This is a genomic window from Okibacterium endophyticum, from assembly GCF_054780075.1.
Map to the genome: position 1 here is coordinate 102,492 of NZ_BAAGXA010000006.1, position 21,980 is coordinate 124,471.

The following is a 21,980-nucleotide window of genomic DNA, read 5'->3' on the forward strand; positions in this document are numbered from 1 at the left end:
ACGGCAGCGCGGTCAGGGTGCCGCGTGAGAGCGCGCCGGAAGTGAGGATGGCGAGGAGCCGCTCACCCCGCATTCGCGGCGTGCAGCTGGCGCAGCACCTCGTCGGTGGTCTCGAGAATCGCAACCGTCTCGTCGAGGGTGTGCACGGGGGACTCCGTGCGTCCCTCGCCGATGAAGCGAGCAGCAGCAGTGGCCTCCCACGACAGACCGGCGAACATGGCGAGGCCGGTCGGGTCCTCCCACCGCTCGGGCACCGACCTGGGGTCGTTCGTTCCGAGGCTGAATCCGCCGGGAACGTGGAACGGTCCGTCGAGCTCGATGTGCGCGGACGTGCCGGCGATGTAGGCGCGCGACGGCGTGCGGGTGAGCAACGTCGTCGTCAGGGTCGACTGCACGCCCGAGGCATGCTGGAGGATCGACGTCGAGTAGGCGTCGACCCCCGTCGTCGTCAGCCCGCCGACAGCTGTGATCGAGGCGGGGCGGCCGGCGACCATCGACGAGAACTGCACAGGATAGATCCCGAGGTCAAGGAGCGCACCGCCGCCGAGTTCGGGACGATAGAGGCGGTGTGCCACGTCGGCGGGCACAGCGTGGCCGAAATCGGCGACGACGCTGCGGACCTCCCCGAGTGCTCCCTCCGCGATGAGGCGACGGATGACGCTCGTCTTGGGATGATAGCGACTCCACATGGCCTCCATCAGAAAAACGCCCGCGTCATGGGCCTGCGAGACGAGGGTGCGAGCATCCGCCGCGTTGGTCGCCAGCGGTTTCTCGATCACTGTGTTCTTGCCGGCGCGCAACGCGAGCAGTCCGAGCGCGAGGTGCTCGCTCTGGGGCGCGGCGATGTAGACCACATCGATCTCGGGGTCTTCGACGAGCTGTTCGTAGGATCCGTATGCGCGCTCCACACCGGTTCGGGCGCAGAACTCCTCGGCTCGTTCGATTGATCGCGATGCCGCGGCCACCACCCGCTGCTGGGTGTGCTCGAGGACCGCGCCGACGAAACTCGACGCGATCCTGCCGGGGGCGAGCACCCCCCAGCGCAAGGCGGGCTCGCCATGGCCAGGGGTGTAGAGGTCGGGCTCGGGAAAGGTCATGGGCATGTCGTATCTCCTTGCGGGTCGGTGGGTGTCTCCTTGCGGAGCGGTGCGTGGCGCCGTCTGGTCACGTGTCGTCGCCTTCTCAGATCAGAGCTTCGGCCCGTTGCGCCTCCAGCAGGGCCTGACGCTCGACGCGTCTTCTCGCCTGGGCGCGGGGGTCTGCCACGGGCGCGGCGAAGAACAGTCGCTGCGTGTAGGGGTGCTCTGGGCGACTGGTGACCTGGTCGCCGTCGCCGAACTCCACGATCTGGCCCTGATACATCACGGCCACACGGTGGCTGATGTGCCTGACGACCTCGAGGTCGTGAGAGACGAACAGATACGCCACACCCGTGCGCTCCTGGATGTCTTTGAAGAGGTCGAGCACCCGTGCCTGCGTCGACAGGTCGAGCGCCGAGACCGGTTCGTCGCACACGATCAGCTTGGGATCCAGTGCGAGCGCTCGCGCGATGGCGATGCGCTGACGCTGACCGCCTGAGAACTCGCGGGGCAGCCGCCCTCCCGAGTCGTGAGGCAGCTGCACGAGGTCGAACAGTTCCTCCACACGCCTGACGGCGTCACGACGCGACACCTTCCGCACAGTGAGCGGCTCTGTGAGGATCTGCTCCACGGTCATCGACGGGTTCAGCGACGTGTACGGATCCTGAAACACCACCTGGATGTCCCTGGCCAGGCGCTTGCGCTCGTTGCGCGGCGCATGGGCGATGTCTCGTCCTTCGAAGAGCACACGCCCCTCGGTGACCGGGGCGAGCCCGAGAACGGCGCGCCCGAGCGTGGTCTTGCCCGACCCGGACTCGCCTACCAGGCCGACGCATTCACCGCGGCGGACATCGACCGATACCGAGTGGAGCGCGCGGAAGGGCTTGCCGCGCAGTCCGCGTCCGGGATACTCGACGGTGACATCCGAGATGTCCAGAAGCGGGGCGCTCATCGGGTGGGTCCTTCCGCTGTCCGAGAGGAGGCGTCGTGCAGGGCACCACGCGGCTCCGTCTCGTTGAGGATCGATCCGAGCAGATCTCGGGTGTATGGGTGAGTCGGATTGTCGAAGATGTCCGTCGTCGGGCCGGTTTCGACGATTCGGCCGGACTTCATCACGGACACGCGATCGCAGATGTCGGCCACCACGCCGAAGTTGTGTGTGACGAGAATGACGGCCATCTGCAGCTCGCTCTGCAGATCTCGCAGCACCTCGAGCACGTCCGCCTGCACGGTCACATCGAGCGCCGTGGTCGGCTCGTCGGCGATCAACAGGTCGGGTTCGCACGAGATCGCGCCCGCTATGAGAACACGCTGCGCCATACCGCCGGAAATCTGGTGCGGGTACGCATCGAACGTGCGCTGCGGGTCGGGGATGCCGACCTTCGCCAGGAGGTCGAGCGCGCGCGCCCTGGCTTCGGTCTTCGGCAGCCGGAGCTTGACACGCATCGGCTCGACGAGCTGGCTGCCCACGGTGAACGATGGATCGAGGTTCGACATCGGCTCCTGCGGGATGTAGGCGATACGGCGCCCGCGCAGATCCGTCATTTCTGCTTTCGACGCCGACACGAGGTCAATCCCGTCGAACAGGATGGAGCCGCCGACCACTTTGCCGCCCTCGGGAAGGAGGCCGAGCACAGACCAGGCGGTCTGCGTCTTTCCCGAACCCGACTCTCCGACCAGGCCGTGCACCTCGCCGCGGGCTACGGCCAGCGACACATCCTCCACAACCCGTTTGAGCGATCCGTCTGGCTGCTGATACCCGATCGACAGGTTTTCGACACGGATCAGCGCCTCGTCCACCGGATCTGACCCGTGCCGGATGATCTCGGCCGGCGCCGGCGCCGGCGCTGCCGCGGCAACCGCTGCTGCCCGCCGCGCGCGACCGCCGCGGCGGCGCGTGTTTCCGGAGCGCTCGAGTTCGTCGCGGAGGGTGTTGGCCAGCAACGTGAGCGAGAGCAGCGTCGCCGCGATGGCGACCGCCGGCCAGATGACCAGCATGGGAGCACGGTACAGGTTGGTGAAAGCATCGCTGAGCATGGCGCCCCAGGTGGGCACACGTGCGTCGCCCAGTCCGAGGAACTCCAGGCCGGACTGGATGGCCAGCCCGATGCCGCCGACGATCGCCGCCTGGATGATGATGGGCGCGCGTACGACGCCCAGGATGTGACGCGAGATGATGCGGGAGTCCGACAAGCCGGACACACGAGCCGCATCGACATACAACTCGTTCTTCACACCGGTGACGGAGGCGTGCACCAGCCGGAAGAACGAGGGTGAGAGCATGATTCCGAAGATCACCATCGACCACCACAGCGACGGCCCGATGACGGCGCGGGCTGCGAGCAGCACGATGATGCCCGGCAGCGCCATCAGCAGCGCGATGATCCCACCCGAGACGAGGTCGAGAATCCCGCCGAAGTAGGCGGCGAACAGTCCTCCGATGACGCCGAGCACCACCGCCACCGCCAACGCGATGGCGGCGCCGGCGAGGCTGAACTGCGCCGCGAAGATCAAACGCGAGAGCGCGTCGCGCCCAGCCCCGTCGGTGCCGAGGATGTGACCGTCAGTACCTGGCGGGAGAAGGACCTGGGAGATATCCGCGCGGTTCGGATCGAACGGTGCGATGAGAGAGGCGAAAACGGCGGCGAGCACCGCCACGGCAAGAAAGGCGGCGGCCGCGGCGGCGAGCGGGTTGCGCAGCACTCGCACCGCGAGGTGGTCCTGCTTAGCCGTGGCGGTCGTGGGCAACGCCGTCTGCGGATCGGGCGCGGAAAGGGGAACGGTCATGACAGACGCACCTTCGGGTTGAGCCATCCTTGCATCAGGTCGACAAGGAGATTAAAGAGGATGACGAGGATTCCGACAGCCATAACGAGTCCCATCACCATGGGAATGTCGCCCTGGGTTGTCGCCTGCACCGCCACCTGACCGAGGCCGGGTATCGCGAACACCTGCTCAACGATCACTGCACCGCCCAGAAGACCCACGAAATACACGGCGAGCACGGCGAGCGCCGGCCCTGCCGCGTTGCGGAGGACGTGTTTGAAGATGATCCGCCGCTCCGACATCCCGCGGCTCCGGAGCGTTCGAACGTAGTCATTGCGCAAGGCGTCGATGACCGAGCCCCTGATCTGTTGTGTAACGCTCGCGATACCGCTCAACGACAGCGCGACCACGGGGAGGGTCACGGTGCTCACCCACCCCGCTGGCGAGGTGAAGAAGGGAATGTAGCCGGTCGGCTGGAACCACCCGAAGCCGATCGCGAAGATCAGCACAAGCGCGAGCGCGAAGAGGAACCCCGGGATCGCGAACCCGATGAGCGAGATGACCTGTACCACCCGGTCGACCCACCCCCGACGCGTCGCAGCGAGCAGGCCGAGGATGACCGAGACGATCGCGATGACGATGACGGCGCCGACGATGATGGAGAGCGTCACAGCGAGACGCGACTGGATGCCGCCCGTGACCGCCTGTCCAGAAAACCAGGAGCGACCGAGGTCTCCCGTGACAGCTCCGACGAGCCAAGACCAGAACTGCTCATGGAGCGGGCGGTCGAGACCGAGTTCGGCGGACTTCTGGAGAACGGCTTCGTCCGTGGCTGCCTCGCCGAGGATGCGACGTGTGATGTCACCGCCGCTCATGTAGAGAAGAGAGAACGCGACGACGGCGATTCCGAGGAGCAGGAACGCGCCCCCCACAAAACGTCGTCCGATGAATTTCAGCATGCTTGTGCTTCCGTGTCTGCAGCCGGGTGAGGATGCGCACAGCCCCGACCCGCCTTGTCGTCAAGAGGAGGGATTGATTTTCCGGGCGTCCGGGCACACGCTGCGCTCGTCGTCCCCGACAGCCCTGTTCACGTCTGTTGTGAACGAGGCCTCGGTGCCGAAGAACGCTCGTGCGTTGGCCTGTCGGCTGCCAGATCCCCTGTGGTGTATCGACAGACGGCGCGTTGACATCGCCGGCCACCACGCTCGGTTGCCTCTGACTCTCACCGGCACCGTGGCTGCGGTGCCGTCCCTTGCACAACGCATCGTTACGTCCTCTCGGCTGTGATCCACCATGGATTCCGCCCTGACCGCCCGTGGCCGACCGGTCCCTCGAAAGCATGACACGAACGAAGCCGATGTTCAAGCCGCCACCTATACCAGGGGTTAATTAGCCATCGTCGTATTCTCTTGGGATCTGTTCGGCGTACATGTTCCATTTGTGACATGTCTCGGTGTGCTCCACCCACACGTCTGGGCAACACCGGGACACGTTGGCGGTCGAGCAGCGCGCGCACCCCTGCGTCCTGTTATCGTCGCTATAGGATCCAAGCGACGAAGGAGAATGCAGTGGCACTGGCACGCCTCGAGGTGATCATCCTCAGTCTTCTCTCCGCTGGCGACCGCACCGGCTACGACGTCTACAAATGGCTGGCGCGCAAGGGCGCGTTTGTCGGCTATACGACCCAGCCTTCGCAGATCTACCGTCAGTTCACACGCATGGAAAAGCTGGGATGGGTGGTGTCGGCGGTAGAAGAGCGCCACGGCAGCCCTGACGCGAATGTTTTCAGCGTCACCGAGACCGGCATCGAAAAACTTGAGGAGTGGATCGACTCGCCGTACGTTCCTTCACCGCGCCCCCTCGATCCAGACTTCCAAGTTCGACTGATGTTCAGTGCGCGTCGAGGACCGGCGAAGACCCTGGAGCTCGTGCGTATCGAGCTCGCATACCGCAAGGAGCACGAAGAGCTCCGAACGGGTGTGGACCCTGACCTCGTTCCGCGCGGAGCGGACGCCGAGTTGCGCGAGTGGTTCGGACAGTCGATGATGATGCTGAGCGAACGGGGACACTATATGGTGCAGACGTTCATCGCCTGGCTGGAGTCTTCCGAGGTGCGGTTGCAGGCGTTGGTCGAGAACGACTGACCGTCGAGGGCCAGCGACTCGCGGATGGCCCGCCTCGGCAGCGGGGCCGGGATACGACGCTCAGGAGTCGATGAGCGCCGCGAACCTCTCGGTGAGCGCGTCGCCGATTTCCGTCATCCACTCGATCATCTGGTTCCTTCGCGAACGCAGCGCGGCGAGGTGCTCAGGGTGGTCCGCCAGGTTAACGAGGCAATCCGGGTCCGCACGCAGGTCATACAGTTCCTCAGGCGTGCGATGCAGATAGAAGTCGACGCGCTGCGCGATCTCGCCTGTTCCTTCCGCGGCCTCCAGCATGGACGGCCACGAGAGACCTTGCATGTTCTCGGCTCGGTACTGGACCTCTCCGTCGGACCAGGCGTTCCAGATATAGCCGTATTCCGCGTCCTGGATACACCGCATTTCGAGGCGCTGCTTCGCCGACGTCTCATGGAAGACCGAGAACACGCGGGCACGAGGGAACTCGTCGTGACCGTCCCGCAGCAACGGAAGGATGGAGCGGCCGTCGAGCTCTCCCTCGTGGGTCACACCGGCCGCCTCGCAGAACGTCGGAAACAGATCCAGCATCGACACGAACTCATCCTGCACGACCAGACCAGGCCGGACGTGACCGGGCCAACGCACGATGAGCGGCGTCAAGGTGCTCCTCAGGTAACAGTTCGCCTTCGCAAACGGAAAAGCCATCCCGTTGTCTGAAAGGAACACCACAAGCGTGTCGTCGGCCTGGCCTGCGTCTTCGAGCACCTGCAGGACCGCCGAGACGGTGTCATCACACCGACGACTCGACCCCAGGTACTCTGCGTACTCTTCTCGCACTCCGTCTGTGTCGGGGAGAAACCCCGGAACATCCAGTCTGTCCGCCTCCCCGAACGTGCGAGACGGTGCAGGGTAACCCTCCCGCTCGGCTGCAGAGTGCACGGAGAGCTCCTGACGGCTGCCGGCGAACGGGCGATGAGGGTCGTGGGAGTTGACCATCATGAACCAGGGCTGCGCAGCTTCGCTCGCCCTGTGAAGAAAACTGCGCATCGCGTCTGCATACTTGCCCGGGTTCCGTCCCATGCCGAGGTCTTGCTCGTCCACGTTCATATCCCAGCCGTATCGTTCCACCGGCTGAAGGTGAGCGACCTTCCCGAGGATGCCGACGAGGTATCCAGCCTGTTTGAGCGTCGACGTTATGACCGGCACCCCGTCATCGATCGGCTCGAATCCCTCGGCGCCGTTGCGGTGAGGCCAGAGGCCGGTCATGATCGAGGACCTGCTGGGCTGGCACACAGCCACGGCGACGTGGCTGCGGCGGAAGACAGCCCCCTGCTGCGCAAGCCTGTCTAGCCCCGGGGTGACGTCAGGATGACCGCCGAAGGCGCCCGGCGTGAGCCCGTCCATATCGTCCGCGGTGATAAGGAGGATGTTGATGCCGGTCATTGCCGATCCTTCCGTCCGGAAATGCAGGAACTCGAGGCCTGTCGTAATCGACGGATCATCATCGATCCCTCCCGGGGTGTCAAGCGATGTCTGCACATTCTTTATAACACAGGTGGAACCTTCTATCGGGCTACTGTGCACACACAGTGGTCAACTGTTTGTGACCCATATGTTACAACCGGAATAGCTCGACCACTTGTTCATCATCAGCAGACGTGCGATAGTTCCGGAGGACTGCTCTTGGTTAGAGCGGCTGGGCCACCCGGAGAGACTGTGTGTGGCCTCCACAGCGGAAGGACGTAACGATGCGTTTTATAAAAGCGGGAGTCGCAGTTGCGGCAGCCACGGTTCTTCTCCTCAGCGGCTGTGCCGCTGGCGGGAACGGCGGAACGAACGGGGGTGAGGCCCCGAAGGACCTGGTGCTCGGGAATCTGCTGGCGCCGGCCACTCTGGACGCCGGCAACATGAACTGGGGAAACCAGTCGATCTACGGGCAGGCCGTCTACGACACGCTGCTTCGATCAGACCCCAACGGCGTGGACGCCCTTCCCGGCCTGGCCACGGAGTGGGCGTACAACGAGGACTCCACCGTCCTCACACTCACGTTGCGCGACGATGTGACTTTCACCGACGGGGTCGCCTTCAACGCGGATGTCGCGGCACAGAACCTTCTGCGTTTCCGCGACGGGACGTCTCCGCAGCGGGCGAAAGCGTCGAATGTCGTTGATGCCAGGGCCGTCGACGACACGACCCTCGAGATCGAACTGGGCCGTTCTGACCCGTACTTCTATCTCTATCTGGCTCAGGCTCCTGGCCTGGTCGCCAGCCCCAACCTGTTCGACAATGCCGACGCCGCCACCAACCCGATCGGATCTGGCCCCTATATCCTGAACACCGACGATTCGGTGGTAGGAACGTCCTACAAATTCGATAAGAACCCGGAATACTGGGACCCGGACATTCAGTACTACGACTCGATCACCGTCAACGTGTACGCAGACAACACGTCGATGTTGAACGCACTGCGAGGCAAGCAGCTGAACGGCTCCGCTCTGATCGACAACAGCACTCTCCAACAGGTCGAGGAAGCCGGATACACGGTCAACCCGCTGTTTCTCAGCATGGTGGGTCTGTTCCTGTGGGACAGAGGTGGAGTGCTCAATCCAGCCATCGGCGACGTCCGCGTGCGCCAGGCGATCAACCACGCGATCGACGCGGAGGCGTTCCTCGAGACCTTCGGGCTCGGTTACGGCGAGCTCACACAGCAGACCGCACGCCCCTCGTCCGTCGCGTATGACGAGTCGCTGAACTCGACCTACGACTACGACCCGGAGAAAGCTCGCGAGCTTCTCTCCGAAGCCGGATACGGTGACGGATTCGAGCTCGTTATGCCGTCGAGCCCAGCACAACCGCAGGCGCTGCTGGCCCTCATCCAACAGCAGCTGTCCGAGGTCGGCATCACGGCCACGTTCCAAGACGTCGGCCAGAACTTCCTGCCCGACATGCTCGCGGGCAAGTACGCCGCCTCGTACTTCCAGCTGGGGCAGGATCCGCTGCCGTCCCAGTTCATCAACTTCGTCGTCGCACCCAATGCCACGTGGAACCCCTTGAAGTACGAGGACCCCGAGGTCAACGAGCTGATCGACCGCGTTCGCGCGGGTGGTGAGGATGGAGACACGGCGGCGAAAGAGCTGAACGCCTACCTCGTCGAAGAAGCATGGTTCAACCCGTGGTACACCGTCCAGACGTCGTTTGTCACCGATGACGTGACGAGCGTGACCATCAACCAGGGCAACGCCTACCCGTCGATTCAGGACATCCGTCCCGCGTCATAGCTGCTCCAGGGGGTGGAAAGCCGTGCTTCCCACCCCCTGTGTGTATGAGCTTGACGTTGGTGACCCTGACGTTGGTGACGCCCGTCCCCGAATCGAGATGCCGGCGGCCGTCCATCAGTGCCACTGTGGGGCGGCCCCGGAGCAGGCTGCCCGAATTGCACGGGCGGCGTTCGTCTCACACGGCGGGTCGATCTTCGATCGTCGCGAACAGTGCAAGGTCAACGAGATAGTCGGCGACGTCGTCAACACGTTCGTCTTTTTGCGCCGCTGCCACCAGACGTCGCCATGCGGCACGATGCACGCTCTCGTAGCTCGACGGGAGCCGCCGTTCCCCGTCGGCGTCGGTGATCGCGACGGTGGCGGGACGCGAGGTCTCAGCGGTCGGGATCTCGATCGACAGGCGCTGCGGCGGGCGCAGGAGCTGGAGCGTCACGCGGGTCGGCTCTATCGCAGAGACCACTCCACCGAGCACCACAGAGGTACCCCCCGTCAACGATGCGGTCACGGTGTATCCACCGGGCCCGGTCTCGAGCACGCGCACGCCGGCGATCTTCTCGGTCAGCGCGCGGGCGACGGCGAGGTGGTCGAAGAGCGCCCCGCCCAGGTCTGTGCCCGGGGCTATGAACTGGTCGCTCGTGAGGGAGAGCGCCCCGACGGCGGACGGCCATGCATCGCGAGAACCGTCCAGCAGAGGGTTCGACAGGTACTCGCGGCGCAGCGCCACCGGCACTCGTGTGCTCGCACGACGGAGCGCGTCGATGTCGTCGGAAGCGATCCGCCCGGGTCTTTCGACGAGTATCCCGCGGGCCCCCGCGTCGACGAGGCGGGCGACCTCGCCCACCCAGCCTGCTGCGGCGCCCGATACCGCGACGAGCGCCCCGTCGATGCCCTCGGCGGCCGAGAGTGAGATCGGCAGTGCTGAACGGATCGTCGCCGAGTAGTCGATCAGATCGTCAGAGGCGACGAGCATCGGGAGTGATGTGAGTTCGCTCATCGCGAGGCTCCTTCCAACAGGAACCGGCTGGTTTGCTCAGCCAGTTCGACGGCGTACTGCACATCGTCGATGAGAACCTGTGCGCCGATGCGCGGCTCACGTTCACCGCGGGCGATGGCCGCGAGCTCCTGCCACTCCCCCTCGTACCCGTTCCGGTCTGCGGGCACGGGGCTGTGCCGTATGCCGTCGGTTGTGACGGTGGCTCGCGCTGAGCCCGCCCAGACGTACGACGGCATGAACTCGACCTCAAGACTCGTCGATTCCGAATAGGCGCGAAAATGCCACTCGGGCTTCCAGCCACCCGTCATACCGCCCGTGAGATGCACGAGTCGGCCCGCGCTGCTGTACACGATGACCCAGCCGCCGGAGAGGGCTCTGACGTCGATCATCCTGTCGATGGTGGGCGCAAAACGGCGAACGAGCGGCAGGTCGTGAATGATGAGACCGTAGATGACTCCGCGAAGGCGCGCCGCCTTGCGCTCGCGCTCGGGCAGATCGCCTCCGTTCGGAGGAGCCGCCCGCTTCAGCACTTCTGTGGCGAAGTCCTCAAAACGCGTGCCGCCGGGCATAACGATCGAGGAGCGAACGGTATGAGCCTCCTGAGGAAGCGCCCCCCACAGCTCCTCGGCCGCGAGCCATGCCGGGTCGTAGGTGTGCATGGCTCCGACGACCACTCGCGCACCCGTCTCTGCGACGGTGCGCGCGATGCGCTCGGCCTCCTCACGCGACGAGGCGAACGGCTTCTCGCACAACACAACGCCGACTCCCGCGCGGCATGCCGCCTCGACATGCTCTGCGTGCAGATGTTGGGGGCTGCAGACGGCGACGATGTCGAGGTCGCCAGCGGCCAGCATCTCACCCGCGTCGGTGTGCCCGGTCGCGCCGACGCGACCAGCGACAGCCGAAACCACGTCGGCATCCACGTCTGTGATGCGGACGACGGTGAGGTGATCCGCGAGACGCGCGATCGCGGGGAGGTGGATCGACTGGGTGACAGGACCCGCGCCGATGATGCCTACGCGCAAAAGCGGTGCGTTCACGAGCCGGCCCCCACCGCACGGCCGACGCTCACGGCGGCGTCGTATGCTCCGGCAGGGGACGAGGTCGAGGGAGTTGTCATGATTTCTTTCCTGTCGTTGATGTCGCCGTGGGAGGGGCTGCCTGCTCGATGTGCGGTTGCCCGCTCGGCACCGTTGTCCACGTGTGCTCGACCCGCACCTGCGCCAGGGTCGTTCTCCACGTCACACATTCCCATCCAGCCGACCGGTGGCGTATGCGTTCTCAACGAGCCCTACAACGCGGTCATGGTCGGGGTGCACGCTAATAATCCACACGTGTCATTCACTCTAGCATCACACAGCCATTGCTACGCCACATTGCTACTCCACCGGTGGCTTAGCTGGTCCCGTTCCGTGTTGACGCCCGCGGCACAACCCGGACGTCCTCGACGCCAGCCAGGACGTCCGAGCGTCGCTCAACGTCCGGATGCAGCCAGGGCCAAGGCCTTCAACTGACCGACGACAGCCTCGATCTGCTGCGGGGTGGCCGCGCTTTTGAGCAACGAGCCACTCACCGCGTAAGGCCTCGCGGGGTCTTGGGAGGACGCCAGCGGGACCGCGATGCACACGATTCCGGGAGTCGTCTCTTCGTCGTCCATGGCCCAGCCGCGAGCCGCACAAGAGGCGACATCCTCTTCGAGAGCAGCCGTTGACGCGAGGGACTTCGGTGTGAAGGACGCAAGCGGCTCCGTCCGGCCCGCAAGCAGGCGATCGAAGTGTCCGGACGTTCAGCTGACTCGTCCAGGCCGAGCCTGTCGATTTCAACGTGGATACACCGATCTTCGAGGGCGACCACCTGAACCTCGCGCTCGGACGTGGCACAATCACGCAGCAGGTCAGGTCCTCGTGACAGCGGGAGACGAAAACTCGCTGACGCCGTGGGCAAAGCGCTGGCCCCGATCGAGGCCACCCCAGGGATTGATTCTGACGAGGTCGACGCGGCGCGCGAGGCAGTCACGCTGATTGTGGAAGAGACGGCAAAGTAGGATCCCGACAACAGCGCTATCAAGAAGCTCCTGCTACCACTGCGAGGTGCCCTGTACCTCTGCGGTCGGCTCTGGCGTGGGAGCGGGAGCAAGCGCACTGATCACGCAGCTTATGGCATGAGATGAAAGCGTCGAATGGTCCGCGACCGGCACAAAACCGGCACAGGGATACACCTTGGGGTACACCGCAATCACCCCAGATGCAGAAAAACCCCGGAAATCCGGGGTAATCTCCTGTAGCAGGAGCGGGATTCGAACCCGCGACCTCACGATTATGAGTCGTGCGCTCTCACCAACTGAGCTACCCTGCCGCGAATCTCTCTTCTGGCGAGAGAAGAGAGAGACGAGCCCCGAGTCGGGTTTGAACCGACGACCCCTTCCTTACCATGGAAGTGCTCTACCACTGAGCTATCGGGGCGCACGCCATCGAAATGGCACCAGTAGAGAATAGCATCACATTGAGGCCGGTCCGAAACGTGCCGTCACAGGGTCGCGGCCCACCCGCCACCCACTCCGGCCCGCTGTTCGCCGCCTCTTCCACCGCGTACCGAGGCACCGTATTCCGAGGTTCACACGACTGTCGTAGGGTGTGCCCATGACTACTGCGAGCAATCAGACTCTTCAGCACAACGCAGCCGGCCAGACCACCCCAGACCCCCGCGATGCACAGCAGCGCAGCGAGTGGTGGCGCTCAGCGGTGATCTACCAGATCTACCCACGCTCGTTCGCGGATGCCGACGGTGACGGCATCGGCGACCTGCCGGGCATCACCTCGCGGCTCGACGCTCTGAAAGAGCTCGACATCGACGCCATCTGGCTCTCGCCGTTTATGACGAGCCCGCAGAGGGATGCCGGCTACGACGTCGCCGACTACTGCGACGTCGACCCGATCTTCGGAACCCTCGACGACTTCGACATCATGACGGCGAAGGCGCACGAGAGCGGCATCCGGGTCATCATCGACCTCGTTCCGAACCACTCTTCCGATCAGCACGAGTGGTTCCAAGCCGCGCTCGCGGCTCCGCCGTCGTCGCCCGAGCGCAACAGGTACATCTTCCGAGACGGCCGAGGCGAAGAGGGCGAACTCCCCCCGAACAACTGGCAGAGCGTGTTCGGGGGCCCCGCGTGGACGCGGATCTCGGAGCCGGACGGCACGCCGGGCCAGTGGTATCTGCACCTGTTCGACTCGAGCCAGCCCGATTTCGACTGGTCGAACCCGGAGGTGTGGGATCTCTTCAGAAACGTGCTGCGCTTCTGGCTCGACAGGGGCGCAGACGGATTCCGTGTCGACGTGGCCCACGGCATGGTCAAGGCGGAGGGTCTTCCGGACTACACACCGCCCATGGCCGCGGGAAGCATGGGCGGCGGAGGCGGCGGGCCGCTCGGGCTCGAACCCGAGATCGACGTCACTCCCCCTGGCGCTCCATACTGGGGCCAGGAGGGTGTGCACACGATCTTCCGCGACTGGCGCCGTGTGCTCGACGAGTACCCGGGCGACCGTGTGCTCTGCGCAGAGGCATGGGTCGAGCCGCTCACCGAGACCGCGAAGTGGGTGCGCAGCGACGAGATGCACCAGGCGTTCAACTTTCCGTACCTCGAGACGCCGTGGGAGGCATCCGCTCTTCGCACGGTGATCGACGAGTCTCTCAGCGCGTTCGGCGAGGTCGGTGCGCCGAGCACGTGGGTTCTCTCGAACCACGACGTCGTTCGGCACGCGTCACGACTCGCGCTCACCGCAGAGAACCCGCAGGGCCACGGCATCGGACCGAAGAGCCCGGGCAAGCCCATTCCAGAGATCGGTCTCAGGCGCGCCCGCGCTGCGAGCATGCTGATGCTCGCGCTGCCGGGCAGTTCATACATCTATCAGGGCGAAGAGCTCGGTCTGCCCGAGGCCGTCAACCTGCCGGACGATGCCAGGCAGGACCCCACCTGGTTCCGCACGAACGGCTCACGCTACGGGCGTGACGGATGCCGTGTGCCGATCCCCTGGGAGCCGCACGGCCCCGCATACGGCTTCAGCGCGACGGGCAGGGCCTGGCTGCCGCAACCGGACGACTGGAACGACTATGCGCGTGCCGCGCAGGCGGGGAAGGAAGGGTCGACCCTCGAACTCTATCGACGGGCGCTCCGGGTGCGACGCGAGCACAGTCTGGGGCTCGGAAGCCTTGCCTGGATCGATGGGTTTCCAGAGACCGTCGTCGCCTTCCGCAACGGAGCGGTCACCGTGATCGCGAACACCGGCGAGAGGCTCGCTCGCCTGCCCGTCGAGCTCGCCTCGGCCGACCTGCTGCTCACGAGCGGCGAGTTCGATGGCGGGTCTGTCGCGCCGGACACCACACTCTGGCTGCGCACGCCCTGATGCCGGCTAACGAAATCATCCGTTCCGGACGTATTCACCCGTGATGCGGGATGAAAACGTCCGGAACGGATGATTTCGTGCGGCGCTGGTGCGCCAGGCCGGCAGGCTTCGGCGATCGGCTCAGTCGCGCGGGCGGTATGAGTTGACCATTGGGCAGTCGAACGGGTCACGAGCGGCGAGGCCGACCTCGTTGAGGTATCTGATGACGATCCCGTATGACTGCAGCATGGTGGTCTCTGTGTACGGCACGCCGTTCTCTGTGCAGTATGCACGAACGATCTCCTGGGTGCGGGCCAGCGCCGGGCGCGGCATGCTCGGAAAGAGGTGGTGCTCGATCTGGTAGTTGAGTCCGCCCATAAACGAGTCCATAAAGCGCCCTCCGCGGATGTTGCGCGAGGTCAGCACCTGGCGTTCGAGAAAGTCGACGCGGGCGTTCTTTGGCAGAATCGGCATGCCCTTGTGGTTGGGCGCGAACGATGCGCCCATGTAGACGCCGAAGACGGCGACATACACACCGAGGAACGCGATGGCGATCGGCGGCGACATGATGAGGAACGCGAGGGCGGCGAAGCCGACGAGGCGCACAGCGATGAGCACGAGTTCGAGTGCACGGTGCTCGGCCTTCTTGCCCGTGACGAGGTGCGTGATCGCGTGCTTGTAGAGGTTCAGGCCCTCGAGCAGCAGCAGCGGAAAGAACAGATAGCCCTGTCGTTTGGTCAGGAACTTCACGAATCCGGTGCTTTCGGCGGCATCCTCTTCGATGAACGAGATGGTGTCTTTCTCGATATCGGGGTCTTTGCCGATGACGTTCGGGTTGCCGTGGTGGCGCGTGTGCTTGTTCTGCCACCAGCTGTAGCTCATGCCGACCAGCAGGTTGCCGATGAACAGTGACGCCCAGTCGTTCTTCTTGCCTGAGGCGAAGATCTGGCGGTGCGCACCCTCATGCGCCATAAAGGCGAACTGGGTGAAGATGATGCCGAAGACCGCTGCCGGGACCAGCTGCCACCAGGAGTCGCCGATCATGACGGATGCCGTCAGAGTCGCTCCGAATGCGGCCACCCAGAACAGGAACTTGCGCAGGTAGAAGCCGACCTTGCGCTCGAGCAGGCCTTCGGCCTTGATCTGGCGCGAGAGCACCGCGAAGCCACTCGCCTGCGGGTCGCCTTTCGGTCCGCGCTCGGCGGCTATCCGCTCACCTTCGAGACGGCGTCCGGCGGTTCTGATGACGGGTGTCATCGTGCCGGAGTCCGGCTGCGGTCGGGTGGGTGTGTCGATGCTCAATGCTGCTCATTCCATGCCTGCAGAACGTGGGTGACCGGTGTCTGCGGGCGGATTGCGGTGAATCGGTCGGGGGATTGCGTTGGATCGGTTTTCGATCTTCCTGAAGCGTAAGGAGATCATCCCCACCTGGGCATCACCCCGGCGTCCCATTTCGAACCCCTACTGTCGTAGGGGTCAGCTGCTCGGGTGAAGGAGAAAGCCGCGGGCATAGGACGCAGATCTCCAAAACGCCCTCTCCTCGCGGCTTTTCCTCTGCCCGAGTCGACGACGTCAGCCCTCTTCGTCTGCACCGGCAGCGATCAGAAGGTCGTGCAGTTCCTCGAACAGCTGAGCGTCTGCCACCAGCGTGAAGTTCTTCTGCGCCGGCGTGCCGTGCAGGCCGCCCACACGAGCACCGGCCTCGGCCGCGATCAATGAGCCAGCCGCCATGTCCCATGGATTCAGCCCGCGCTCGTAATACGCATCGATGCGACCGGCTGCGACGTAGCAGAGGTCGAGCGCGGCAGAGCCGAAACGGCGGATGTCGCGGACGTGGCTGATGAGCTTGGTGACGACGCCCGCCTGCCAGACACGTCTGGCCGACGAGTACGAGAACCCGGTTCCGACCAGCGCGAGCGCGGGGCGAACGCCGCGGTTCACTGTGATCGGCCGGCCGTTGAGTGTGGCACCGGCACCGAGGCTGGCCGAGAAGATCTCATTGCGGGAGGGGTTGACCACAACGCCGGCGAGTGCGCGCCAGGTCGCCGGGTCAGGCTCGCCCTCGACGACTCCGATGCTGACGTTGAACTCGGGGATGTTGTAGAGGTAGTTGACGGTTCCGTCGATCGGATCGACCACCCAGGTGATGCCGGAGCTGCCCGGCGCTGCCCCTGTCTCTTCACCGAGGAAGGCGTCATCCGGCCTGGCGGCGGCCACTCGCTCTCGGATCAGGGCTTCCGACTCGCGGTCGGCGGCGGTGACGATGTCTTCGGGGGCGGACTTCGACTCTGCCACCTCGATGTCGCCCTGGCGACGGCGGGCGATCAGATCGCCCGCCTCTGCGGCGATCGTGCGGGCGAGCTTCTCGAACTCTGCGTATTCGGTCACGTGTTTCCTCTCTCACCGGCAGCCGGCGATATCGCCGCTGCTGCTCTGCAGATGGAGGGGCCGCCTCGCTCTCTGTGCGGGTCTCAGTCTAGGCGGATGCCGTGAAGCACGAAAACGTCCGACTCCATCGGCTCATGACGCCCGGGCGCCCGATCGGGACAACAGGCGCGGCCTGGAGCTACGGCACTCCCGGAACAGCCGTCGCAGTGGGCGACTTGGGGATCAGAACGCCGTCAGCACAGTGGTGAGGTGCTCGACTTTCGGCGACGCCGCGAGGTGGTCTTCGATCAGTTCCCGCCACACGAGAAAGTCCGCAGACCGACGGAACCTGATCATGTGATCGTCGGCGCTCTCCCACCCGACGATGAGGCGGTATCGCTGCGGGAACTCCTCAGACCGTTCGAGTGTCATGGTTCGTGATCCGCACGCCCGCTGAAAGAGGTGAGCCGCCGCGCTGACCGCCGCCTCGAACGCGTTCTCATGTCCGCGCTTGACCTCGATCTCGGCCAGCTCCTTCACGATCCTGACCCGCGACGCGGTGTTGCCGCCGGCGTGCTCTGCGTCGATCCGGCCCGTCTCACCCGTCTCGATGAGGGTGCGAGTGGCGTCGAGGGATCCGTAGGTCCAGAAGATCTTCATCTCCTCGGTCTCCGACGCGTTCTCGAAGTGGTGAGGAACGTTCGCCGGCACAAGCGTCGTGTCGAAAACGCGCAGTTCACTGCGCACCCCGTCGATGTCGACGATGGCTCTCCCGGTGATGATCATCACCGACTCCGAGACGTTGTGCGTGTGGTGCGCGATCGCAGAACCGGGCTGGAACGTGGTGATTCCGTTGAGGTAGGTGGTCGCCCCTCGCGCCGCGGTGACCAACGGCACCGTCCGCGCTCCCGAGCCGCGCTCCGTGAACGGCAGATCGTCTGGCCGCAGGATGCCTGGCCGCCGGCGGACCGTTTCGCTGGCGGAGGTCATGCTCGAGGACCGACCCAGACGGTCTTGACGTTGACGAACTCTCGGATGCCGTACTCCCCGAGTTCCCTGCCGTATCCGGACTTCTTGATCCCGCCGAACGGGAGTCGTGCGTCCGAGGCGACCTGGCCGTTGACGAACACGGCCCCCGCATCGATCCGCGGGATCATCTCTCTCGCCGCGGCGAGGTCCGACGTCCAGATCGTCGCTGCGAGCCCGAACTCGCTTCGGTTCGCCAGCTCGATCGCCTCGTCGGCGTCTGCGACGCGGGTGACGCTCGCAACGGGCCCGAACGTCTCCTCGCTGAATGCGGCCGCGACCGGGCTCACGTGGTCGAGGATCGTGGGCGGGTAGAAGAAGCCGGGACCGGCGACGGGTCGGCCCCCGAGGAGTACCGCGGCGCCCGCGGCGACGGTTCGCTCCACCTGATCATGGAGTGTGTCACGCAGGTCGGCCCGCGCCATCGGCCCGATCGTCGTCGAGGAGTCAAGAGGATCGCCGAGGGTGAGCTCACCGGCCTTCCGGACGAAAAGCTCAACGAATCGGTCTGCGACGCTCTCTTCGACAAGGAATCGCTTCGCGTTGACACAGCTTTGCCCGTTGGCCGTGAAACGTGACGTCACGGCCGTTGTGGATGCGGCTTCGAGGTCCGCGTCGGCGAGGACGATAAAGGGGTCTGAGCCGCCGAGTTCGAGTACCTGCTTCTTCAGCGCGCCACCGGCCTGGGCTGCGACGATCGCTCCGACGTGGGTCGAACCGGTCAGCGTCACGGCGGCGATCCTGCTGTCCTCGATGATCGCTCTGACGTCAGCCGAGTCGATGAGAAGCGACGTGAAGAGACCCTCGGGCCCGCCCGCGGTGCGGAAGACCTCTTCGACGAGCTTCGCGCACTGGGGGACGTTCGCTGCGTGTTTCAGAATCGCGCCGTTCCCCGCGGCGAATGCGGGAGCGGCGAAGCGGAAGAACTGCCAGAACGGGTAGTTCCAGGGCATGATCGCGAGCACAACGCCGAGGGGGTCGAACATCATACCGCTCTCCGTCGCGTTGGACGGGATCGCTTCGAAGGCAAGGTAACGTTCCGCGTTCTCGGCGTAGTGCTCGAGAGTCACCGCCGACTTCTCGATCTCATGTCGCGCTTCGATGAGGGGTTTGCCCATCTCGACGGTGATCGCCCTGGCGAATCGCTCACTGTCGTTCCGCAAGGCCTCTGCCATGCGCGTGAGCAGCTTCACACGCTCGCCGAGGGGTTCCCGACGCCACTCGCGCTGCGCTTCGACAGCGGCGGTCAATGCGGAGTCGACGTCCGCGGGGGTGTGCAGCGGGAACTGCGCGATCTGCTCCCCCGTTGCTGGGTTGATCGAGTAGAACATCGGCACTCCTTCGGTGCGTGTGGTCACGTGTTCGCTACGGAGCGGCGAGGGCGTTGACCTGGTCGTGAGTGAGAGGGCGAACGTCGCGGCCGTGGAGGAGAAGAAAGAGCTTGGCGGTCTCCTCGAGCTCTTCGATCGCGTCCATCGCGGAACCCAATGAGGCTCCCGCCACCACAGGACCGTGGTTGCTGAGCAGCAATGCGCGGGTCGTTCGAGCAGCCCGTTCCGCGAGCGGACCGAGGGCGTCGTCGCCCGGTGCGTGGTACGGCAGAAGGGGAAGTCTGCCGATTCGCATCGCAAAGTAGGCCGTCAACGGAGGAATCGCGTTGTCAGGGTCGAGCCCGGCAAGGCACGAGACGGCCGCGCTGTGCGTGGAATGCGTGTGCACAACGGCCAGGTCGTTCTGACGTGCGCGCAGCACAGCGGCGTGCAGGAAGGCCTCTTTCGATGGGCGAGGACCGTCCAGGTGGGCACCGGTCAGGTCGATGACCGAGAGGTCGTCCGGCTCGACGGTTCCGAGACTGCTGCCGGTGGGCGTCACGTAGATCCGTTCACCGTCGCGGACACTGATATTGCCCGTGCTGCCATGGGTGAGGCCGCGGGTGAAGAGCGAGCGTGCGGCGTCGACGATCTCATGCCGCAGGCGAGTCTCATTCGTGGTCATGCGTCGCTCCCTGAATCTGTCCTGTCTGAACCGCTTTGAGGAGAAGATCTCGCGCGCCGAAGTTGCCGGATTTGAGGAGCAGAGCCCGTTGGGGCTCGCTCGTCGTGAAGATCCAGGGCACGCCCGGTGCTGGTTCTGAGCCGATGACGCCGCCGCCAACGTCGAGTGCGGAGACGACCGCGCCTGCCGTCTCCCCTCCGGCGACGACGAGTCGGCGAACGTCACGGGCGATGAGTCCCTGCGCGATGAGCGCCATCGCGCCCTCGAGGATTCTCGACGCGCGATCGGCGCCGAGCGCCTCTTGGGTCGCTCTGAGCTCCTCTGCGGGAAGCGACGAGTAGATGAGCACAGGATCAGGTTGGGGCAGCGCGTCGAACCACTCCAGGGCGTCTTCGGCGAGCCGCCCGGCGTGAGGGGATGCGACCGCGTCCAGGCGATATGAGGGGCAGCAGCGCCGCATCTCGGCGATCTGCTCGAGCGTGCGAGCCGAACAGCTGCCCGCGAGAACCACTGCACGGACGCGACCCACGGGATCGGACTCCTCGGAGCCCTCTGCCCCCCAGATGCCGCCTCGGCGTGCGACGGCAGCACCAAGCCCGCCCGCCAGCCCCGCCCCACCGGTGACGAGTGGCGCGTCGACGACAGCTTCCCCGATGGCTGCCAGGTCGGCATCCGAGACGGCGTCCACAACAACATACCGTTCGCCCGTGCGGGACGCGTCGATCAGGGTCTCGGCAATGGCGCCCGCGCCATCCTGCACGGTTCGATGGTCGAGCAGGGCGACCTGTCGGCTTGTCTGCGACCGCAGGACGCGGGGGATGAACGAATCGGTCATCGGGGTCACGGGATGATGCCGCATCGACGACTCGCTCAACAGCTGCGTACCGACGAAGAGGTGGCCCATGAACTGACGCCGGTCATGTCCGGGCGAACTGGGGACGACAACGGTCACGGACGAGCCGGCAAGGTCGGCGAGGGCGTCTGCGACGGGCCCGATGTTCCCCTTCGGCGTGGAGTCGAAGGTCGAGCAGAACTTGAAGAACAGCTGCCTGGCACCGCGTGCTCGGAGCCAGGCGGCAGCGTCGAGGGATTGCTGTACCGCCACAGCGGCTGGAATCGTCCTGGATTTGAGCGAGACGACCACGGCGTCGGCGGCAGGAACGTCGATGTCACCGATCGGTGGCCCGAACAGGATGACCGTGCGAAGGCCCGCCCTCCGAAACGCAACGGCGACATCGGTGCCGCCCGTGAAATCATCTGCGATCGCGCCGATCACCGGGCGGCCCCACCCAACCGGGCTCGGAGCGACCTGGCAGCCATCTGGGGGCCGGCGAAGACGGGAAGGTCCGTGAGCTCCGCGAGACGCATGGCGGCCGGCGCAAGAGAATACTGGCCCAACAGGATCGCATCCGCCTCAGGCGCGTCGCCTATGCCATCCGCGAGGGCGCGCGCGAGAGCGTCGACATCGCCGGAGCGGGCGGCGATGAAGGCCTCTGACACCTCGACCCCGTGCACGGTGACATCGGCGCCTCGGCTCTCGCTGTGTGCGGCGAAGCGCGCGACGGAATCGTCGAGAGGCGCCTTCGCCGACGAGAGCAGCGCAACCGTTGTATGGCCGGCGTTCACGACAGCGTCGAATGCAGCCTCGTCAGCGGCCTGCGCGGGCACCGTGACGTGTGCCGACTGCAGTGCGCCACCGTACATCGAGCACGTCAGAAGAACGCCATCGGCACCCTCGAGAACGGCGTGACGGATCAGTCGGCGCATACGCTCGGTGAGTCCGGGCGTCAGACCGCCGGCCGCATCGGCCGACTGCAGCAAGCGGTCGTCGAGGATGTTCCACAGGTGCGCCTCGGGGAACAGCTCGGCGAAGGCCTGCTCGACGGGAGGAATTGCGACCGGAGTGGCGCTGATCAACGCGATCAGCGGCGCTCGTGTGCTGTTCATGTGTTGTCTCCTCTGACGGGTCCGTC

18 protein-coding genes and 2 tRNA genes are annotated in these 21,980 nt (G+C 65.3%); 3 read left to right on the top strand and 17 right to left on the bottom strand.

The features are described 5' to 3' along the window. Nucleotides 1-62: 62 nt before the first annotated feature. The 4 genes from ACYVF5_RS09070 to ACYVF5_RS09085 all read right to left on the bottom strand — a co-directional run bounded on the left by ACYVF5_RS09070 (nt 63) and on the right by ACYVF5_RS09085 (nt 4,804). On the bottom strand, nt 63-1,103 hold the full coding sequence (locus ACYVF5_RS09070) for a Gfo/Idh/MocA family protein (RefSeq protein WP_460945524.1): 1,041 nt from the start codon (nt 1,101-1,103) through the stop codon (nt 63-65). Nucleotides 1,104-1,182: 79 nt separating this feature from the next. After that, nucleotides 1,183-2,031, bottom strand: coding sequence for an ATP-binding cassette domain-containing protein (locus tag ACYVF5_RS09075; protein WP_460945526.1), 849 nt, complete (start codon nt 2,029-2,031; stop codon nt 1,183-1,185). After that, on the bottom strand, nt 2,028-3,866 hold the full coding sequence (locus ACYVF5_RS09080; protein ID WP_460945528.1) for a dipeptide/oligopeptide/nickel ABC transporter permease/ATP-binding protein: 1,839 nt from the start codon (nt 3,864-3,866) through the stop codon (nt 2,028-2,030). Before ACYVF5_RS09080 ends, ACYVF5_RS09075 begins: the two co-directional genes overlap by 4 nt. Beyond that, entirely contained in the window at nt 3,863-4,804 is a 942-nt protein-coding gene (locus tag ACYVF5_RS09085) for an ABC transporter permease (RefSeq protein ID WP_460945530.1), read from the bottom strand. The genes ACYVF5_RS09080 and ACYVF5_RS09085 overlap by 4 nt, the downstream gene beginning before the upstream one ends. Before the next feature lie 609 nt (nt 4,805-5,413). Between ACYVF5_RS09085 and ACYVF5_RS09090 the strand changes: the two genes are divergently transcribed. Next, nucleotides 5,414-5,989: a PadR family transcriptional regulator gene (locus tag ACYVF5_RS09090; protein WP_460945532.1), complete on the top strand. Its 576-nt coding sequence runs from the start codon at nt 5,414-5,416 to the stop codon at nt 5,987-5,989. Between the two features lie 60 nt (nt 5,990-6,049). Here the strand turns inward: ACYVF5_RS09090 and ACYVF5_RS09095 are convergent, their stop codons facing one another. Beyond that, the gene (locus tag ACYVF5_RS09095) at nt 6,050-7,408 is read right to left on the bottom strand and encodes a sulfatase family protein (protein WP_460945534.1); all 1,359 of its coding nucleotides are present in this window, start codon (nt 7,406-7,408) and stop codon (nt 6,050-6,052) included. 305 nt (nt 7,409-7,713) lie between these two features. Here ACYVF5_RS09095 and ACYVF5_RS09100 point away from each other — a divergent pair, with 305 nt between their 5' ends. Then, complete coding sequence (locus ACYVF5_RS09100) at nt 7,714-9,243, top strand: ABC transporter substrate-binding protein (RefSeq protein ID WP_460945536.1); 1,530 nt, start codon at nt 7,714-7,716, stop codon at nt 9,241-9,243. Between the two features lie 175 nt (nt 9,244-9,418). On the opposite strand, the gene ACYVF5_RS09105 is transcribed toward ACYVF5_RS09100, so the two are convergent. The 5 genes from ACYVF5_RS09105 to ACYVF5_RS09125 form a co-directional block, all read right to left on the bottom strand. Further along, the gene (locus ACYVF5_RS09105; RefSeq protein WP_460945538.1) at nt 9,419-10,237 is read right to left on the bottom strand and encodes a hypothetical protein; all 819 of its coding nucleotides are present in this window, start codon (nt 10,235-10,237) and stop codon (nt 9,419-9,421) included. Then, nucleotides 10,234-11,277, bottom strand: coding sequence for a Gfo/Idh/MocA family protein (locus ACYVF5_RS09110; protein WP_460945540.1), 1,044 nt, complete (start codon nt 11,275-11,277; stop codon nt 10,234-10,236). The genes ACYVF5_RS09105 and ACYVF5_RS09110 overlap by 4 nt, the downstream gene beginning before the upstream one ends. Nucleotides 11,278-11,711: 434 nt before the next feature. Then, nucleotides 11,712-12,002 carry an IclR family transcriptional regulator domain-containing protein gene (locus ACYVF5_RS09115; protein ID WP_460945806.1) on the bottom strand — a complete coding sequence of 97 codons (291 nt, stop codon included), beginning with the start codon at nt 12,000-12,002 and terminating at the stop codon, nt 11,712-11,714. 516 nt (nt 12,003-12,518) lie between these two features. After that, nucleotides 12,519-12,592: transfer RNA gene (locus tag ACYVF5_RS09120), tRNA-Met, on the bottom strand. A gap of 35 nt (nt 12,593-12,627) precedes the next feature. Further along, nucleotides 12,628-12,699, bottom strand: a tRNA-Thr gene (locus ACYVF5_RS09125). A 177-nt stretch (nt 12,700-12,876) separates the two neighbouring features. On the opposite strand from ACYVF5_RS09125, the gene ACYVF5_RS09130 reads away from it, so the two are divergent. Further along, nucleotides 12,877-14,640, top strand: a complete 1,764-nt coding sequence (locus ACYVF5_RS09130) for a glycoside hydrolase family 13 protein (protein ID WP_460945542.1) — start codon at nt 12,877-12,879, stop codon at nt 14,638-14,640. Nucleotides 14,641-14,760: 120 nt separating this feature from the next. Here ACYVF5_RS09130 and ACYVF5_RS09135 read toward each other — a convergent pair whose 3' ends face one another. The 7 genes from ACYVF5_RS09135 to ACYVF5_RS09165 all read right to left on the bottom strand — a co-directional run bounded on the left by ACYVF5_RS09135 (nt 14,761) and on the right by ACYVF5_RS09165 (nt 21,954). Then, on the bottom strand, nt 14,761-15,876 hold the full coding sequence (locus ACYVF5_RS09135) for a fatty acid desaturase family protein (protein WP_460945808.1): 1,116 nt from the start codon (nt 15,874-15,876) through the stop codon (nt 14,761-14,763). A gap of 315 nt (nt 15,877-16,191) precedes the next feature. Then, nucleotides 16,192-17,007, bottom strand: a complete 816-nt coding sequence (locus ACYVF5_RS09140; RefSeq protein ID WP_460945544.1) for an inositol monophosphatase family protein — start codon at nt 17,005-17,007, stop codon at nt 16,192-16,194. Nucleotides 17,008-17,229: 222 nt separating this feature from the next. After that, nucleotides 17,230-17,976: a cupin domain-containing protein gene (locus ACYVF5_RS09145; protein WP_460945546.1), complete on the bottom strand. Its 747-nt coding sequence runs from the start codon at nt 17,974-17,976 to the stop codon at nt 17,230-17,232. Then, nucleotides 17,973-19,343, bottom strand: a complete 1,371-nt coding sequence (locus ACYVF5_RS09150; RefSeq protein WP_460945548.1) for an NAD-dependent succinate-semialdehyde dehydrogenase — start codon at nt 19,341-19,343, stop codon at nt 17,973-17,975. Before ACYVF5_RS09150 ends, ACYVF5_RS09145 begins: the two co-directional genes overlap by 4 nt. Nucleotides 19,344-19,377: 34 nt before the next feature. After that, on the bottom strand, nt 19,378-20,007 hold the full coding sequence (gene otnC / locus ACYVF5_RS09155) for a 3-oxo-tetronate 4-phosphate decarboxylase (RefSeq protein ID WP_460945550.1): 630 nt from the start codon (nt 20,005-20,007) through the stop codon (nt 19,378-19,380). Continuing rightward, nucleotides 19,994-21,283 (bottom strand): 3-oxo-tetronate kinase, encoded by a 1,290-nt coding sequence (otnK, locus tag ACYVF5_RS09160; protein WP_460945552.1) that lies wholly within the window; start codon nt 21,281-21,283, stop codon nt 19,994-19,996. The genes otnC and otnK overlap by 14 nt, the downstream gene beginning before the upstream one ends. Further along, nucleotides 21,280-21,954, bottom strand: a complete 675-nt coding sequence (locus ACYVF5_RS09165; protein ID WP_460945554.1) for a hypothetical protein — start codon at nt 21,952-21,954, stop codon at nt 21,280-21,282. Before ACYVF5_RS09165 ends, otnK begins: the two co-directional genes overlap by 4 nt. Between the last annotated feature and the right edge of the window lie 26 nt (nt 21,955-21,980).